Origin of the sequence: Nitrobacter sp. 62-13 (assembly GCF_001896955.1) — a bacterium.
Lineage (GTDB): Bacteria > Pseudomonadota > Alphaproteobacteria > Rhizobiales > Xanthobacteraceae > Nitrobacter.
The window spans coordinates 1-17,619 of record NZ_MKRN01000003.1 but is presented as its reverse complement, the minus strand read 5'-3'; the positions used below and the strand labels follow the sequence as shown (position 1 = coordinate 17,619).

At 60.1% G+C, this 17,619-nt stretch carries 14 protein-coding genes and 1 pseudogene; 13 read left to right on the top strand and 2 right to left on the bottom strand.

Features of this window, described 5'->3' with window-relative positions; translation table 11 throughout:
• From BGN91_RS00365 to BGN91_RS00325, 9 genes and pseudogenes are all read left to right on the top strand, one after another.
• Positions 1-420 (top strand): KUP/HAK/KT family potassium transporter (locus BGN91_RS00365; protein ID WP_292609987.1); only part of this gene is annotated, 420 nt, incomplete at its 5' end.
• 581 nt (positions 421-1,001) lie between these two features.
• A complete protein-coding gene (locus tag BGN91_RS00360) occupies positions 1,002-3,929 on the top strand; it encodes a caspase family protein (RefSeq protein ID WP_292609986.1) in 2,928 nt (975 codons plus the stop codon).
• A gap of 308 nt (positions 3,930-4,237) precedes the next feature.
• Positions 4,238-5,213 (top strand): annotated as a pseudogene (locus BGN91_RS00355) (MFS transporter).
• A gap of 154 nt (positions 5,214-5,367) precedes the next feature.
• Positions 5,368-6,180, top strand: coding sequence for a chromate resistance protein ChrB domain-containing protein (locus BGN91_RS00350; RefSeq protein ID WP_292609985.1), 813 nt, complete (start codon positions 5,368-5,370; stop codon positions 6,178-6,180).
• Positions 6,177-7,592: a chromate efflux transporter gene (gene chrA, locus BGN91_RS00345; protein WP_292609984.1), complete on the top strand. Its 1,416-nt coding sequence runs from the start codon at positions 6,177-6,179 to the stop codon at positions 7,590-7,592. The genes BGN91_RS00350 and chrA overlap by 4 nt, the downstream gene beginning before the upstream one ends.
• Before the next feature lie 68 nt (positions 7,593-7,660).
• A complete protein-coding gene (locus BGN91_RS00340) occupies positions 7,661-8,230 on the top strand; it encodes a hypothetical protein (protein WP_292609983.1) in 570 nt (189 codons plus the stop codon).
• A gap of 8 nt (positions 8,231-8,238) precedes the next feature.
• On the top strand, positions 8,239-8,850 hold the full coding sequence (locus tag BGN91_RS00335; RefSeq protein WP_292609982.1) for a Fe-Mn family superoxide dismutase: 612 nt from the start codon (positions 8,239-8,241) through the stop codon (positions 8,848-8,850).
• 30 nt (positions 8,851-8,880) lie between these two features.
• Positions 8,881-9,771, top strand: a complete 891-nt coding sequence (locus BGN91_RS00330) for a DUF1259 domain-containing protein (RefSeq protein ID WP_292609981.1) — start codon at positions 8,881-8,883, stop codon at positions 9,769-9,771.
• A gap of 46 nt (positions 9,772-9,817) precedes the next feature.
• On the top strand, positions 9,818-10,876 hold the full coding sequence (locus tag BGN91_RS00325; protein WP_292609980.1) for a hypothetical protein: 1,059 nt from the start codon (positions 9,818-9,820) through the stop codon (positions 10,874-10,876).
• Between the two features lie 623 nt (positions 10,877-11,499).
• On the opposite strand, the gene BGN91_RS00320 is transcribed toward BGN91_RS00325, so the two are convergent.
• Positions 11,500-11,703 (bottom strand): hypothetical protein, encoded by a 204-nt coding sequence (locus BGN91_RS00320; RefSeq protein ID WP_292609979.1) that lies wholly within the window; start codon positions 11,701-11,703, stop codon positions 11,500-11,502.
• On the opposite strand from BGN91_RS00320, the gene BGN91_RS00315 reads away from it, so the two are divergent.
• Entirely contained in the window at positions 11,702-12,961 is a 1,260-nt protein-coding gene (locus BGN91_RS00315) for an MFS transporter (RefSeq protein WP_292610017.1), read from the top strand. The genes BGN91_RS00320 and BGN91_RS00315 overlap by 2 nt on opposite strands.
• Before the next feature lie 645 nt (positions 12,962-13,606).
• Positions 13,607-14,107 (top strand): hypothetical protein, encoded by a 501-nt coding sequence (locus BGN91_RS00310; RefSeq protein ID WP_292609978.1) that lies wholly within the window; start codon positions 13,607-13,609, stop codon positions 14,105-14,107.
• Between the two features lie 120 nt (positions 14,108-14,227).
• On the opposite strand, the gene BGN91_RS00305 is transcribed toward BGN91_RS00310, so the two are convergent.
• Entirely contained in the window at positions 14,228-14,572 is a 345-nt protein-coding gene (locus BGN91_RS00305) for a DUF2235 domain-containing protein (RefSeq protein ID WP_292609977.1), read from the bottom strand.
• Here BGN91_RS00305 and BGN91_RS00300 point away from each other — a divergent pair.
• Positions 14,456-14,917, top strand: a complete 462-nt coding sequence (locus BGN91_RS00300) for a HipA domain-containing protein (RefSeq protein WP_292610016.1) — start codon at positions 14,456-14,458, stop codon at positions 14,915-14,917. The genes BGN91_RS00305 and BGN91_RS00300 overlap by 117 nt on opposite strands.
• A gap of 1,077 nt (positions 14,918-15,994) precedes the next feature.
• The coding region (locus tag BGN91_RS00295; protein ID WP_292609976.1) for an ATP-dependent helicase at positions 15,995-17,619 on the top strand (1,625 nt) is incomplete at its 3' end.

The window sequence follows — 17,619 nt, the reverse complement described above, 5'->3', positions numbered from 1 at the left end:
CACGGCACGCCGCCAGTCATGGTCTGGCATGTCAAGCATAACCGCGCCTTGCACGAACACCTCTTCGTCCTACGGGTGGAGATCCTCTCGGTGCCGTGGGTTGATCCGAGCAATCGGATAACGCTTGAAGAAGTCGCGCATAATTTCTGGCGGGCTGAGGCGCGGTTCGGCTTTATGGAGCGTCCCCATATCCCGCAGCTGCTCGCCCAAAGCAAATCGCTGGGATGTGCCATCGATATCGCCGACGTGACCTATTATGTGGGCCACGAGACCGTGATCCGACGTGAGGATGGCATGGGGCTCACGGGCTGGCAGGAGCGTCTGTTCGCGACAATGGAGCGGAACGCGCTACATGTCAGCGATTTCTTCAGTCTTCCCCACGACCAAGTGGTAGAGATCGGACGACAGGTGGCAATCTAGATCCTTTTTTCCTTGGTGTGGCACTACCGTAGTTCGGGCGACGACTTGAGCCGCACAATCCGGACCACATCAAAAGTCAGCACAATCAATTGCGCGCCACCGTAATCAACAACGCTAAATAGGCCGGCTACCGTCTGCTACGGAGCCGCACGCTGCCGTGGATTCAAGTCGAAGGATCGATGCTCGTTCTTATCGCCGGGGCTTTCTATGTCGCTAAATGCGACGAACGATACTACCGAGGTGATCATCGCTGGCCTGTTGGTTGCCGGCCTAATTGGTTCTCTCTATGAGGTCTCGCAGTGCGCATCCAAGTCATACGTCACTGTAGCAAGCGGCGAACCAAGGATAGAATTTTCTAATTATTACAATTGCTTGCAATCATTAGAAGAGCTCCAGCAAAGCTGGAGCGACGTACTTAGCTCCCGATCCCTCGGCTACTTAAAGCTGGAATACCAGTTTACGGATCGGTTGCAGTCCGCGATCGAAACCTCGCCATAATTTAGGGCGCTTTCGTTCAGACGCCATTCACGGCATCTTCGATGAAATGCACACTCACTATCGCCATTGCTGGGGCAACACTCATGCGTTTCTTGGCCTGCATTACACTCGCGCTTGTCGCGGTCACATCGCTATCCCCAGTCAACGCGCAACAAGCGGAAAAGCGTGTCGCCCTGGTGATCGGCAACGCCGCCTATCAGCCAGAAGCATTACCTACACCGGCGAACGATGCCGGCCTGATTGCTCAGACATTGCAGGCCGCCGGCTTTGACGTGGTCGGGGCGCGTGATCTCGACCAGGACACGCTGCGCCGCACGTTTCGTGAGTTTCTCGACAAGGTCAGCGCATCGGGACCAGACAGCGTTGCCGTCATCTATCTCGGTGGCTACGGCGTGCAACTCGAAGGCGAGAATTACTTCGTACCGGTCGATGCGAAGCTCGCGCGCGATACCGATGTGCCGCTCGAAACGCTACGGCTATCCGACTATATCCGGCCGCTGGCAGCGCTGAAGATCAAAGCGGGGATTGTCATCCTCGATGCGGCACGCGCGAATCCGTTCGCCAGATCGGACCAGCCGTTGGCCAGCGGCCTCGCGCTGGTGGAGCCCGAACCGCATATGTTGATCGCCTTTAATGCGGCTCCCGGTACGGTGGCGCCGCAGGAGGCGGGGCCGTACGGCGCTTATGCGCAGGCGCTCGCCGAAATGATCCGCACTGGCGGCCTGCCGCTCGCCGAGGTGTTCGACCGAACCCGTCTGCGCGTCAATGAAATGACCAAGGGTGGCGAAGTGCCTTGGAGTGCATCGAAGATCGAGGCGCCTTTTATGTTCTTCGACCGTGCGCCTGACGCTCCACCACCGACCGCATCAAATGAACAAATTGCCGCGATGCGTGCGAGACCCATCCGCGATCTCGACGCGCAGGAAGCGTATGTCGCTGCACTGGAACGCGATACGTTACGAGGGTATCTCGATTTTCTCGCCGCCTATCCGAACGATCCGATGGCGAGGCGTGTCCGCGCAATTGTCGCCGCGCGCCGGGAAGCGATCACTTGGCGGCACACACGCAGTATCGACACGCCACAGGCCTACTGGTCGTATCTGCGCCGCTATCCGCGCGGACCGCACGTCGCCGACGCCCATCGCCGCCTCGCCTATCTCGCCGCTGCGTTTGAGCCGCCCCCGATGTTCACCGCGATCGACTATGACGTCCCGCCGCCGCCCGAAGACGAGGTCGTGTATTTCCGTCGGCCGGTGCTGGTCTTTGACGATCCGGACTATGGATTCGCACCGCCGCCACCGCCGCCGGTGTTCTTCCTGCCGCCGCCACCACCGGATTTCGTTGTGCTGGCGCCGCCGCCGCCCGTATTCGCGGCGTTTGTGCTGCCGGTCCCAGATTATGTGCCGATGCCGGCATATTATAGCCCGCCGCCCTACGTGGCGCCGCCGCCGCCGAACGTCATCTACAACAACATTCACAATACGGTGGTGGTCAACAACACGACCAATATGGTCACGATCACCAGGCCGGGTGGCCAGGCGCAGACGGTAACGCCGGCGCAGGCGCTCGCACCGCAACCGGTATCCGCAACTCCGGCAGCAACGCCAAGCGCCACACAGCAACCTGCCGCGCAGCAGCCTGCTACGTCTGCCTCGGGCACGCCTAGCACGCCGACCGCTCCCGGTATCGCAGCTACATCGCCGCACGGCGTGTCTCCCGGCGTCGCTGCCGCCGGAGCAGCCGTCGCTGGCGCCGCTCTCCTCGCACCGGCATTGCCGAAAACGGTGGCGAAAAAAGCGGCGGTCACCGCACCGCACCAGAGCCCGCAAGTACCGGTGCAACAGACCAAGCCTCCGGCACCGGGCTCACAACCCGCGGCCACGCAGCCTGACCACACGCCCACCTCGCCTGACCGCAAATCGACAACTGCGCCGCTACCGGGCACGCCTGGTGGGCAGCCGCTGCCTTCGGTGAACGGCAGATCGCAGGAGATCCCGCACCAGCCTTTACATCCAGCAACACAAACTGCGCCGGTGCAATCGGGCGGCAAGGCGATTGCCCAACCCGGGCCGAGTCCAAGTAGCCAGCGAAGTCCGCCGGCACAGCCAGCGAAGCAGGACACTGGCGTAAAACCTGCTGTCACTTCGCCGCAGACACCGGCATCCCCCGGTCATAAGTCAGCCTTGCAACCATTGCCTGGCGCGCCCGGTGCGCAATCGCTGCCTTCGGTGAACGGCAAGCCGCCGATTCTCGGTCAGCCCCAACATCCGACGACCACGCCAGCTTCGCCCACGCCGTCAGGCAAAGCGGCAGTGCAGCCTCTACCAGGTCCCGGCGGTCAGCCGGGCTCACCGACACAACCTCCGAAGCAGGACGCCGGCGCAAAACCTGCTGTCGTCACTCCGCCGCTGTCACCGGCATCACCCGGTCAAAAGTCAGCTGTGCAACCATTGCCCGGTGTGCCCAGTGCACAATCGCCGCCTTCGGTGAATGGCAAGCCGCCGATTCCTGGCCAGCCCCAGCATCCGCAAATGCAGCAACATACGCCGGCGCCACCGCCTGTGTCGCCTGCGCAATCGGGCGGCAAAGCTGCTCTGCATCCGTTGCCGAGCCCACATAACCAAAGCAGTCGACCGGTTTCGCCCGTGCAGGCACCGCAACAAAAGCCGATTACCTCACACCCTCCGGCACCAGCCGCGTCGCCGCAGATCGTACGCCCGAGTCCGCCACCGGCTGCACACTCAGCCCCTCCACCGGCCATGCGGCCAGTTCCTCCACCGCCTCAAATCGCGCATCCAGCTCCGCCCGCCGCACGCGCTGCCCCACCCGCAGCCGCAGTTGCGCGGCCAGCGCCTCCAGCGATGGCCCGACCCGCTCCTCCGCCACCACCTCAAATGGCGTGGCCGGCTCCCCCACCAGTTGCTCGTCCGGCTCCGCCACCCGCAGCCCGTCCGGCACCGCAAGCTGCCAAACCTTGCATCGAATCAAACGGACAGCCTTGTAAAAAGTAAGTGCCATAAGCGTGCGCCCCCTTGGCGTGGTCACCGTACAATTCAAACCAAGCAGCCCCAAACATGATGGTCGGCAAGATGGAGACCGAGTTGGCACCACAGGCCCGAGTTGTGTTCTCCGCCAGCCTGCACGGCTATTCCTTGACTGCCAGATATACGGTCGAATGAGTGGCTCGTCGGTGCGAGGGACAGTCGCCTTGAAAGCCGACGCGGCTGTCTCCCATTTCCGCGACCTCGGATAAAAGCAAGGTATTCAGCAACATGACGGCAAGGCCGACGCGCTGCGAATCCATCTTTGGAGATGACACATGTTGGCGATCCTTGCCAACCGTACCTATCGGCACCTTTTCGCGGCGCAGGTCATCGCCCTGATCGGCACGGGCCTGATGACCGTGGCACTCGGGCTTCTGGCTTCGAGATCGCAGGCGACAGGGCGGGAGCCGTGCTCGGCATCGCCCTTGCGATCAAGATGATCGCCTATGTCGGTTTCGCGCCGACCGCCGGAAGCCTGCGGGGCATGTCCCGCGTCGTTCGTTTCTCGTGACCATGGACTTGATCCGCGCACCGGTTGCGATCGCACTGCCGTTCGTGACACAGGTCTGGCAGATTTACCTTTTGATCTTTCTGCTCCAAGCGGCCTCCGCGGCATTCACGCCGACGTTCCAGGGTACCATCCCGGACGTGCTTCCAGATGAAGGCGATTACACCCGCGCCCTGTCCTTGTCTCGCTTGGCCTACGATCTCGAAAACCTTCTCAGTCCGGCGCTGGCCGCCGTGCTGCCGGATCGCTCGGTAATGGTTTCCGCCGCAGGCTTGCTGACCGCTCTTCTCGTCATCCTCGGCATCACATTGCGGAGCACGGCCCCCGATCTGATTTGGCCGATGTTGCTCGGATTATGGGTGCTGGCGGGGATCGGCTACAGCGCAGTGCAGACTCCGACCGGACGGCTGCTCCGACGCTCGGCACACGCTTCTGACCGACCCGCAGTATTCGCCGCCCAGTTCGCGCTGTCCCACGGGTGCTGGCTCCTGACCTATCCGTTGGCGGGCTGGCTGGGCGAAACGGCTGGTTTGTCCGTCACGACGCTTGTGCTCGCGGCTGTTACCCTCGCCGGCGTCGCAGGAGCGTTGCTGATGTGGCCCACGAAAGACCCGGAGGTCATCGAACATGACCATCCCGATCTCTCCCCCGACGATTCGCATCTTGTCGATGCCTCCCGGAACCGGCACGCGCACGCATTTGTCATTGATGACCTTCACACGCGCTGGCCCAACGATGCCTGACGGTTCCAAATATTGCTTCTGATTGCCCTATCGTTGACCTTGAATCCGCGCCCGCGAGTGATTTAGTCTCGCTGCATCGGGGACAGGCAGACTCCCCGCCAGACGGCTACCGTCCAAGCTCTGCGCAGCGCTCGATTTATCGAGGGAGTTGCGCATGGACGGAAACAGGCTCTCCATATCCCCGCATGATCTCTCTGCTGGCCTCGGCTCCGGGACGGCGCCGTTCGTCGTTGATGTTCGAAGTGACGCTGACTTCACCAACTCAAGCCGACTGCTAGGCCCCGCGGTTCACCACTCCCCCGATAACGTTGGGCAATGGCGACGTGACCTGCCGGGCGGACGGCAGGTTGTCACCTATTGCCTTCGCGGAGACCAGTTAAGCCAGGGCGTTGCCATCGCCCTGCGCGCCATGGGCGTTGGCGCATACTTCCTTGAAGGCGGCGTCGAGGGTTGGACCGCACTCGGATTCCCGACCCGCCGCAACATCGGAACGCACCGGGGGAAATGGGTCACACGCGAGCATCCGAAGATCGATCGCATCGCCTGTCCGTGGCTGATCTTGCGCTTCATTGATCCTGACGCCGAATTTTTCTACGTACCGCGAGATCAGGTTCTAACGGTCGCGAAGCAAACCGGCGCGACGCCTTATGACATTGATGGCGTGAAGTTCACGCATGAAGGCGATCGTTGCTCGTTCGACGCCATCATACGGGTCTACGACATCAAAGATCCAGCTCTTGATCGACTGGCAACCATCGTTCGGGGTGCCGACACGTCTCGGCCGGACCTTGCTCCCCAATGCGAGGGGCTTCTCGCGATTTCCCGCGGCTTGTCAGCCAACTTCCCGGCCGATCACGAGATGCTTGGGCACGGCCTTGTCATCTACGACGCACTGTACAAATGGTGCCGTCTTGAGGTCGAGAAACAGGACCTCGGCTCCGAGCCGCACGCCGGGATACACACATGACGGCGTCAACCACCATCGGAAACCTTCGCCAGCTGCCGAAACACGGCGTCTCCCTCCATGAGGCGCTCCTGGTGTGGGTCCGCGTGGCTCTACTCAGTTTCGGCGGACCGGCGGGGCAGATCGCGGTCATGCATCGCATCCTCGTCGAGGAGAAGCGATGGATTTCCGAGGAACGTTTTCTGCATGCGCTGAACTACTGCATGCTGCTACCGAGGCCCGAGGCACAGCAACTGGCGACGTATATCGGTTGGCTGATGCATCGGACGCTTGGAGGCCTCATCGCCGGCAGCCTGTTCATCATACCGGGCATCATCTCGATTATGGCCTTGAGCTATGTGTACGCCGCATTCGGCAACGTTCCGACCTTCGTTGCACTGTTCTTCGGATTAAAGGCCGCCGTTCTGGCGATCGTCATTGAGGCGGTGGTCCGGATCGGCAAGAAATCCTTGAAGAACCACGTCATGAAGGCACTCGCCGCGGTGGCGTTCGTCGGCATCTTCCTCTTCAACGTGCCATTCCCGATCATTGTTTTCGGTGCTGCATTGATCGGGCTTTTTGGAGCAACTGCCGGTATCAAGGGATTTCAGGGAACGGTTGACCACGGACCGAGCGGCAACCCAGGCAACGATGCCCTCGTCGACAGCCTGCTCGGCGAAAGCCAGCCGGAGCATACCCGGCCAACCCTTCCGCGCTTCCTGCGCGTGGCCACCATCTGGTTGGCGCTCTGGCTCCTTCCCGTGATCGCGCTGGCCGCGATGCTCGGCACCGAGAACGTTTTCAGCCAGATCGCCGTCTTCTTCAGCAAAATGGCGATGGTAACGTTCGGCGGCGCCTATGCCGTGCTTGCCTACGTCGCCCAACAAGCTGTCGATCATTACGGTTGGTTGAATCCCGGCGAGATGCTGGATGGTCTCGGCATGGCGGAAACCACGCCAGGCCCCCTCATCATGGTCTTGCAATTCGTGGGGTTCATGGCGGCCTATCGTGATCCGGGCGCACTTTCGCCGCTGCTGGCAGGCGCGCTGGGAGGACTGCTCGCCACATGGGTCACGTTTACCCCGTGCTTCCTCTGGATATTTGTCGGCGCGCCGTTCATCGAGATTTTCCGGGGCAACAAAGCGCTCGCGTCCGCGCTCCGCGCCATCACGGCCGCAGTCGTCGGTGTGGTGCTCAACCTTGCGGTTTGGTTCGCCATCCACACCATCTTCCGGGAAACTATTCCGGTTCGCCGATTGCTGATCGACTTCGATGCACCGAAACTGCTGAGCGTCGATCCATGGGCGCTCGCGCTTTCGGTTGCGGCGGCAGTTGCGATCTTCCGGTTCAAGGTCGGCATGATCCCGACGCTTGCCGCCTGCTGTGTCGTCGGCCTATTTCTCCACGTCACCGGACTGTTGGGGATGATGCGATGAGACCGTCAGCGCCTCTTGCCCTGTTGTTCGCAATGTCACTACTGACGTCCGCTGCCCACGCACAACACGTGGCATTCGGCGACGTCGAGCGTGGCACAGCGTCTAAGGACTTCGTCCCTGCGTTGACCGGCGGCGACAGACAGGGCGAGTGGAAACTCGTCGATGACGCTACGGCCGATCGCGGTAAGGCGCTTGCGCAAGTGGATGCTGACCCAACCGACTATCGATTTCCCCTCGCGATATACATGCCGACCGTTCAGAGCGATATCGAAGCCACCATCCACTTCAGGCCCATCTCCGGAAAGGTCGATCAGGCAGCTGGCGTCGCTGTCCGTCTCGTCAATCGCAACAATTACTATGTCGCGCGCGCCAACGCGCTCGAGAACAACGTGCGGTTCTATCGAGTGATCGCCGGACGACGCGAGCAAATTGCCACCGCGAACGTCCCTGTCGATTCCGGGAAATGGCATACCCTCGGCCTACGCGCTGAAGGACCGCGATTTACCGTGTCGCTTGACGGAAAGGCACTGCATACCTCGATCGACACAACATTCCCTGCTCCCGGAAAGATCGCGCTGTGGACCAAGGCGGACAGCCTGATCCATTTCGATTGGTTGGATATCAAGCCGGTCAAATAGGAGTTCCCATGCCATATGTGATGAAACCTCTCACCTGTGATCCAATGCACCTCAGGGGCATGTCCGAACGCCTGATCGTCAGCCACTACGAGAACAACTACGGCGGTGCGGTCAAGCGTCTCAACCTCATCGAGGAGAAACTTGCAGAAATCGAGTTTGCGACGGCGCCAGGCTTCATTCTGAACGGGCTGAAGCGCGAACAGCTTGTCGCGATGAACTCGAAGATCCTCCATGAGAACTTCTTTGATGCATTGGGGGATGATGGCAAACCAGGTACAGCCATGCGCCAGGCCATAACGCGCGACTTTGGCTCATACGAGCGATGGCGCTCGCAGTTCATTGCCATGGGCAAGGCGCTCGGCGGGGGATCCGGCTGGGTTCTTCTGTCCTGGTCGCACCGCGACGGCAAGCTCGTGAATCAATGGGCTCCGGATCACTGTCATACCCTTGCGGATGGCAGAGCAATCCTTGCGCTCGATATGTATGAACACTCCTACCACATCGATTTCGGTGCCAAAGCGGCGACCTACGTGGACACGTTCATGGACGCCATTCGCTGGAAAAACGTCGAACATCGCCTGACCGAGGCGACAACCCAAGGACGCCTGGGCGCACAATAAACGTCAGCTCACCTCACAAGGAGGATCAACATGTCCAAAATTTCACCATTTCTATTCGGTGGCCTTATCGCGATATTGGCCACGCTCGCCAATGCACAGGAAATCGATTGGCAGAAGGTCGATACGACGCTCGGCCGCAAGCCCGCCGTATCCGGCGACGTCCATCGCTACGGCTTCCCGCGGAGCGACCTCAGGGTCACGCTGGACGGGGTTACGATCGCGCCGGCGCTCGCACTCGGCGGCTGGGTCGCCCTAAAGCCCATGCCCGACGGCGTGATGGCCATGGGCGATTTGGTCCTGCTCGAATCCGAGATCAATCCGGTCATGTCCAAACTGATCGAGGGTGGCCTCGAAGTCACGGCGGTCCACAACCACTTGCTTCGCGCGACGCCTGCAACCTTCTATCTCCATGTCGGCGGACATGGCGACGCCGTAAAACTCGCGTCTGCAATTCATGATGCCCTTGCCGTGAGCAACACCCCTCTCACCACGCCACCAGCAACATCCTCGAACGTAGCGATCGACCTCGACACGGCTCGGATCGATCAGATCATCGGTGCAAAGGGACATGCAAACGGGGCCGTCTATCAGATCGGCGTTGCTCGCCGCGACGACGTAACGATGGACGGCATGGCGATCTCGCCTGCGGGCCCAATGGGCGTGGCGACGGGCATCAACTTCCAGCCGACCGGTGCCGGTAAGGCAGCGATAACCGGTGATTTCGTGCTGATTGGCAGCGAGGTCAATCCAGTCGTAAGCGCTTTGCGCGCGAACGGCATCGAGGTAACGGCGGTTCACAGCCACATGTTGGATGAGCAGCCCCGGCTCTTCTTCCTGCATTTCTGGGCAAATGGTGACGCCATCAAGCTCGCTCAAGGGCTCCGATCCGCGCTCGACAAGATCGCCGTCGTGAACAAGTAGCGTATCCGAACGACAACGAGGTCACGTGGAGATGGGAGAGGATGGCATGTCGCAAGCTGCGAACCTCGGTGACCGACGACGGGGTTGGCCGATCCGTCATTGGGCCTGGCTCGTTTGGACAACGGTGTTGGTCGTACTGAGCCCGCTCGGTTTGCACGTGGCTGCGGCTGAGGACAAAGTGGAGCCTCCATTGCAGCTTGAGGCCAAGATTCCTCTCGGCGACGTGCGAGGCCGCATTGATCACATGGCGATTGACCTGAAGCGCCAACGCCTGTTCGTCGCCGAACTGGAGAATGACAGCGTAGGGGTTATCGACCTTGCCAACCATCGGGTCATTCGCACCCTTACCGATTTGCGGCAACCGCAAGGCATCGCTTATCTGGCCACAACCGACGTTTGGTACGTTGCAAACGCGGGTGACGGATCGGTCCGTTTGTTTCGCGGGAGTGACTATTCGCCGATCGGGCGGATCGAGTTGGGCGAAGATGCCGACAATATTCGCGTAAATGCTGCTGGCACCCGTGTGATGATCGGTCATGGCAACGGGTCTCTGGCCGTTCTGGATCCATCCAGCCGCGTGAAGGTTGGCGATGTGCCGCTCAAGGCCCACCCGGAAGGATTTCAGATTGACGACAGTTCCGGCCGCGTCGTTATCAATCTTCCAGACGATCATTCGATCGTGGTGGTCGATGATGCCTCCCTGAAGCAAATTGCCCGATGGTCCACCAGGGACCTAGCGGCGAATTTTCCGATGGCTTTGGATCAGGACCGCCGAAACGTACTTGTTGCCTTTCGTCGCCCCGCCAGGCTTGGTGCCTTTTCAGTGGAGGATGGATCCGTTGTTGCCACGACGCCAATTTGCGGCGATGCTGACGACGTTTTCGTCGACCAGAAACGGCGACGAGCCTACGTGAGTTGTGGCGAAGGCTTCATCGATATTCTGGATCTCCGGAGCGCGGCATATCCTCGCATTGCCCGCATTCCAACGATTTCGGGAGCCCGCACATCGCTCTTCGTGCCTGCACTTGACCTATTTCTCCTCGCCGCCCGGACCCATGCGGGACAGCCAGCAGGCGTATGGATATTTCGCCCAGTTTCCGAATAGCTGGACTCCCTGAGGCTCAGCCATGGTTACAAGGCCTCAATTCGCTGTACCACGAAGCTCCAAAAACCTGGTTGGAGCAATGCTCGTTGCCCTCCCCCTTGCGGTATGGCCCCGTTCGGCAGCGGCGTATCGTCCGTTTGACGGGACCGACGCTGCGGTAGCCGATCCGGGCGAAGTGGAGCTGGAATGGCAATCTGCCGGTGCGCGACGGGAAAGCTCGCAGACAACGCTGATAGCGCCTGCGACGGTCGTGAACATCGGCTTGGCACCAGATTGGGAGGCCGTGTTCGAGGGCCAGTTGGAAACCCCACTTTCTTCCTCCATCACCCCCACAAGCCTGACCGCGGCCGGAACTTTCCTCAAGCATGTCCTGCGGCCAGGCAGCCTCCAAAATAAGGAAGGACCGAGCATTGCCACGGAATTCGGAGTGCTGCTTCCGGATAGTCGGGCGATTCCGGAATGGGGGCAAGCCTTGCGGGGATCGTATCCCAGCGATGGGACTGGGGGACGGTCCATCTGAATGGCGAGGCGGTCCTCACGCGCAACCACGACGCCGATCTGTTCCTCGGCGCCATCATTGAGGGGCCAGCGGACTGGTCCATCCGGCCCGTTGCTGAGGTCTTCTACGAGAACGAGTTCGGGCGATCGGAGACAGTGTCAGGGTTAATCGGCGCGATCTGGAAGGCGACCGACAAACTATCGTTTGACGTCGCATTCCGCCACGCACTGACAAACGGCCACGCGGTCAATGAACTACGCGCTGGATTGACGTTCGGATTTCCTTTGCCGCCGCTCAGCACCTCTGCCCGCAAGTAGGTCTTGATCATGGCAGATTCTCCGTACTCATCCGAGACTGGATCGTCGCCTTCGCCACAAGAGCAATCGCATTCCAATCTCTTGCTTCTGTACGTGGCCCGAGGCGTACGCGGTCTCGGCGACGGATTCACCGTCATTCTCCTGCCTGCATATCTCTCAGCGATCGGTTTGAGTCCTGCTCAAATCGGGATCATCGCGACTGCTTCACTCCTTGGGACAGCCGCCCTGACACTCGGGATTGGGTGGATCGCACCGCGTCACGATCTCCGCAGTCTGCTTCTGATTGGCGCGTTCCTGATGACATGCACAGGACTTGCCTTTGCGACCATTGAGTATTTTCCGTTCATCGTGATCGCGGCGTTCGTCGGCACGATCAATCCGTCGAGCAGCGACATCGGCATGCTTGTACCTTTGGAGCATGCCATGCTGGCGCGCGGCGCTTCGGACAGGGACCGGACCAGTGCTTTCGCTCGCTATAGCCTCGTCGGCGCCCTTTCGATGGCCGCGGGTTCGCTCGCGGCAGCCATTCCCGATCTTATGGTCTCTTTCGGGTTCGAAAGACTGAACGCGTTCGCGTTGATGTTTTACCTGTATGCGTGTCTCGCGGTGGTGGCGACCGCTCTCTACCGACACCTGCCCCGCTCGCATACTGAGGTCGCCAAAACTCAACCTCCCCTCGGTCCCTCGCGCGCAATCGTCTTTAAGCTTGCTGCGTTGTTCAGCATCGATGCCTTTGCGGGCGGGTTCGTCGTTCAATCGTTGATGGCGCTCTGGCTGTTTGTGCGATTCGACTTATCGCTCACACAAGCAAGCTTGTTTTTCTTTTTGTCCAGTCTTCTGTCCGCATTCTCGTACCCGATCGCGGCACGTCTTGCACAGCGATTTGGCCTCGTGAACACCATGGTGTTCACGCATATCCCATCGAGCCTTTGCCTGATCGCGGCTGCTATCGCGCCAGATCTGACGGCGGTACTGATACTGTTGCTGGTCCGCTCCGCGCTGTCGCAAATGGACGTGCCCACGCGTACATCCTACGTGATGGCTGTGGTAACACCAGAAGAACAGCCCACAGCCGCAAGCGTTACGGCGGTTCCTCGGACACTCGCCGCATCCGTCAGCCCCATTTTTTCCGGCGCCCTGCTCGCAACCGCGTTTCCGGGGTTACCGCTCATAATCTGCGGCACGCTCAAGGTCGGTTACGATCTGGCCCTTCTATATTCATTTCGCCACATCAAGCCGCCGGAAGAAAATTCCAGATCCGTTCATTAAACAAAACGCCAGTCCGTTCAGAATCGGCGAAGCAAGGCACGGGCCTCCAGCCAGGATTTGCGTGCATTAGCACGATGCCTTTTCCCTGAGCTTTCGCACCAACTTTTTCTGGGCAGAATCGCGAGGCTACAGATAGCTGGCTATCGTGAAACAGTTAGCGCTTTGGTTGCCAGGTCGCGGCGTCAAGCCAGCCCTCGAGCGGTCCGGTCTGTCGCTCCGCAAGCTGCAGAAGATCATCGCCGCGACGCTCGAGGCCCGCAACGCCACCGCGGTGAAGCACTGATGTCGCTCGCGCAAGACCATCTCGACCGGCTGTTGAGGTGGCGCTCCCGTCACGACGCCACCGCTCGTCTGGCTGATCGCAACGGGACGTGGATGAGGACGAGGAACGGACTCTATCGGCTCGGTCATCGGGCCTCATGAGCCCGTAATACCATGAGCTGCCAATGAAAAAGGATCGCCAGATCGGGAAGCACTGAGCATGTCGACGAACGACGATGACGAGAACGGCGCCTCTTGATCGCAACCGCAACTGGGCGCGGAGCTGGAATCGCCTTTACCGGCTTGGCCGGCCGGCCGGCGACGGAACTGATCCCAGAGAAAGCGAAGAGAGTGCGGCGTGAACAAGAAGCAAGGGTGGAAGCCATGATCAAGGTCACCATCACCCAGGACGGCGAACGGCTCGACGCGACCGAATTCGGCGCGGACAACGTTATCGCGAGCGCGGGCGGCCTAAGCGTCGTCTTTCGCGACGCGATGCAGGATTGCCCCGCCAACGGGCTCTGGCACCGGGTCACGCATGCGGCCGGTACCGTCGCCGGGCGTAGCTATCTCCGCGGAGCCGATAAACCGCCCGAGGCCGTGATCGACGCGCCGCTGTCCATCGGCGAGGCGCCGGACCTTCCGCCGCATCCCCACGATGACGTCGAACAGGCCACCGGCGCCCACGCCGATGACGATCTCTACATCTCGACCGCGATCCGGACGAGACAGATGAGGAGTATCGCGAGCGCTGCAAGATGCTCGGTTGCGACGAGAGCGGCCACATCCGGCTGCTGCGGCGGCGGCCAGCCGCGTGCCGGGTCCCCTGCAAATCATAAAGACGGATCCACCGAATTCTGGCGAAAAGGCTTGAGGGCCATTTGAGGTTTGCGCCGAGCGGTGCAGCAGCTTCTTCCCGATCGCCTGATCGATCGGAAAACGATTTTTGCATCCCCGACACAGACGGCTCAGACAATTGAGGTCAGTTTCGCGGGACCCGATTGCTCAGGCGGAATGTTCTTCCGAATCCTTCAACATTCGAAGATCGACGTCATCGAACCATGTACGATAGCCGCCCCCGATATCGGCATGCACGCCTGAAAACCACACCTGTGATTTTTCATGGAATGAGGACCTGTTTAAGGGGTGATTTTCCTCCAAACGGGCCCCCTTAACGATGGGGTCATCAGGATGCCTCCGACGGCGGACGCTACGTCCGGTACATATACTCAGATCGCGGAAGCCATACGTCAGCACTCCGACGATCCTAAGCGCGACCTCAGAGAACTCTTCAACCGCATTGGATTTACGATCCTCGTCGCAAACGTTGACGATCACCTCAAAAACCATGGCTTTCTTTACGCGGGCAACCGTCGATGGCGATTGTCCCACATGTTCGACGTCAACCCTGCGCCCGAGCGGCATCGTGAGTTAAAGACCCCAATTTCCGAGACATCAGGTGCAGAGGCCAGTATTGAGACCCTCTTCGAGCACGCATCCTTCTTCGATATTTCGTCGGATGAAGCGGCGGGTACCATCGGCAACATGGCGGCTACAATATCCGAGAATTGGGAACCGATGGCACAAGCGTACGGATTGGATCGCGCGAGCCTGACCATCTATCGGCCAGCGTTCGAGCACGATGACATGAAGGTCGCGTTGGCGCTCGGACAACCAAAGGTGCTCGTCAGCTGACGCAGCGCGCGTTGTGGCCCGAGCAAAAGCCCGAACTTTGCAAGGCAATTCTGCAAGGAAGCCTTGCACAATTGCTGAAGGCCAAACAAGCTAGTCTAAAGCGATGATGTGCCCACCCGGACGCCAATCCTGAATATCCGGCCGCAAGTCTGCGCGCGCCTGACATGTTTTTTTCAAGTGCGTTCAGCCATACCAAGCGCACTTCCGTGAATTTAGCCGCCCTCACCTTTCTTGAGTCTAGTGATCGCCACTCATTTGATGACACGGGTATATTGGAATCAATGGGTGTGCCCGCAAAGCTGAATCGAGTCATTTTAAGCGAACTTGGAGTCGGTTGGCCGCTCGCGTGACGGCGATTGATCCCGGATCCGTTCAGAGCAAAAACGAAATAGCCGCCTCGCAGCGGTCTTGGATTTTCTGGGTCAGCAGACCGTGGCGCGCGTGCCGCTCAAGAGCCTTGGCCATGGAGACCTGACCTCGCGAAACGCTTCGGTGCTCGCTCGTCGCGGAAGTATTCTCATCGAACCCCGGAAATGAGCGCCAAGCGTGGCATTACACCGTCTAGTTCTCCATCTAAAAACTTGTGGGAAGCTAAGCCTCTTTTGCTTCCTCCAGCTGCTGTTTACAGCCTGATCCAGAACGTCATGGCGATGCCCAGGCCCAGCTGCTCCAATTCGCCGTAAGCCGGCTTTCAGGCATGGCGCAGTTGTCCGTACGTCAGGCGCGCCGAGATTGTCAGTAATGACCTTAAGATTGAGCGCAATGTGTTTGATAGCGTTTGATAAAAATGTTCGGTTGCGGTTTTTCGACGGATATCGCTGAGAAGCCGGTTAAGGTGCTTGCGACAAATCGACCCTCGATTTGCACGAAGGCACCCCTTTGTCGTTCGCGTCACTGAGGGCTTCGGTTGATCTTGTCACCGGCTCTATTCATCCGATTGACCTTTCAGTGCGCCAGCAGCTCTTGCGGCCTCCGCGCCCTAGCGGTTCCCCTGCTGTTCCGAGACTTCAGTTCGTTGGCCCTTGCGAACAAAACGAGAAACAGGGATCGTCCGTTCTTGGAATTAGGGAATGATTCGTGTCCGCAGCCTACCTCGCCACACTCAATCCGGAACAACGGCGGGCCGTTGAACATGGGATTCAGGCGGGCAATGCCTCGCCGGCGCCTCCCTTGCTTGTAATCGCGGGGGCCGGCTCCGGAAAGACCAACACCCTCGCTCACCGGGTGGCACATCTGATCGTCGAGGGCGCTGATCCGCGGCGCGTCCTGCTTCTAACATTTTCGCGACGGGCCGCCGCCGAGATGAAGCGGCGCGTTGAGCGGATTTCCTCCCAGGTGATCGGGCAGAACGCAGGGATCATGACCGATGCCTTGACATGGGCTGGTACATTTCACGGCATCGGCGCGCGGCTCCTGCGGGAATACGCCGACCAGATCGGTCTCGATCGCGCTTTCACGATTCATGATCGCGAGGATTCCGCAGACCTGATGAACCTGATGAGACACGAATGCGGGTTCTCCAAAACGGAAGCTCGGTTTCCGACCAAGGGCACTTGCCTTGCCATTTACTCGCGATGCGTCAATGCGGAGATGCAGATCGATGACGTGCTGCGGTTGTCATTTCCGTGGTGCGCTGGATGGGTGTCCGAGTTGCGTCAACTTTTTGCGGCCTATGTTGAGGCCAAGCAGCGCCACAACGTACTCGACTACGATGACTTGCTGCTCTACTGGGCGCAGATGGTGAGCGATCCGGCGCTCGCTGACGACATCGGCGGCCGCTTCGAGCACGTCCTAGTCGACGAATATCAGGACACCAACCGCCTTCAATCCTCAATCCTGCTGGCGTTGAAGCCCGGCGGCCACGGACTCACGGTCGTCGGAGACGACGCCCAATCCATCTATTCGTTTCGCGCCGCTACCGTGCGCAATATTCTCGACTTTCCGGCGCAGTTCAGCCCTGCGGCCGAAATTATCACGCTCGACAGAAACTACCGTTCGACGCAGCCGATCCTGTCGGCGGCGAATGCTGTCATCGATCTTGCGGCCGAGCGGTTTACCAAGAACCTCTGGACCGATCGGACCTCCGCCGAACGACCACAGCTTGTGAACGTGCGCGATGAGACCGACCAAGCGCGTTTTATTGTCGAGCGCGTGTTGGAGAACCGCGAAACCGGCACCACCTTAAAGCAGCAGGCCGTGCTGTTTCGCGCATCGCACCACAGCGGTCCGCTGGAGGTCGAACTCACGCGCCGCAATATTCCGTTCGTGAAATTTGGCGGGCTCAAGTTTCTCGACACCGCCCATGTCAAGGACGTGCTGGCGCTTCTGCGCTTCGTGCAAAATCCGAAAGACCGTGTTGCAGGGTTCCGGGTGATGCAGCTCCTGGCCGGCGTCGGACCAACATCAGCGCAACGGACCCTCGATCACATGCTATCGGACCCCGATCCGATCGGGGCATTGGCCAATGCGCCCGTCCCCCCGCGCGCAGGCGATGATTGGCTTTCGTTTGTTGCGACAGTCCAGCACATCCGATCCGGTGCGGCGGGCTGGCCTGCTGAACTTGAGGCGGCCCGGCTCTGGTACGAGCCTCAGCTCGATCGCATCCATGAAGACGCGATGACCCGCCGCGCCGACTTGATCCAGCTCGAGCAGATCGCGGCAGGCTATCCGTCGCGGGAGCGTTTCCTCACCGAACTGACGCT